The 506-nt window shown below is 48.0% G+C and carries 1 protein-coding gene; it reads right to left on the reverse strand.

What is annotated here, in order from left to right:
* The coding region (locus tag PVE40_RS12940; RefSeq protein ID WP_274732325.1) for a transposase at positions 1-506 on the reverse strand (506 nt) is incomplete at both ends.

Raw genomic sequence — 506 nt, forward strand, 5'->3', positions numbered from 1 at the left:
GAGCTATCCGTCTTGTCGAAATGGAAACCGTTCTTCGCTTCCTTGATATAATTCTCCATGGTGCCACGCTTGTGGTACAGCTGGAACATTACTTTGGCGGATACATTCTCCGAAAAGTTCGTCACCAAGTATTCATGGCGAAACGTTAATTCCCCTGCATCGCGTGTCGATTTGATGCAGACACGCCTCTTTTTTTCCCAACTGCTGGCTTGATAGGTTGTCGAGTAATAGTAGACTTCCCGGTGTTCCCAGGGATGGTCGTCGCCGATCAAGACGAAAGATTCGGCCAACTTGGCCAGTTTCGCATTCGCCTTGAGGCGAATCACATAATAACTTTTGTAGGTTTCACAGGTATCATAGACTTCCGGTGTCGCAAATCCGCTATCTCCACGCACCATGATATCGGTGCACGGGAGGGTGTGGCTGTAATGCTCCAGCATTGGCTCCAGAAATGTTTTCACCCCATTTGAGGTATAAACATTGCCAGAACGAAGTTCTGCTTTCAG

The organism is Jeotgalibaca caeni (genome assembly GCF_028863945.1).
Classification (GTDB): Bacteria; Bacillota; Bacilli; order Lactobacillales; family Aerococcaceae; genus Jeotgalibaca; species Jeotgalibaca caeni.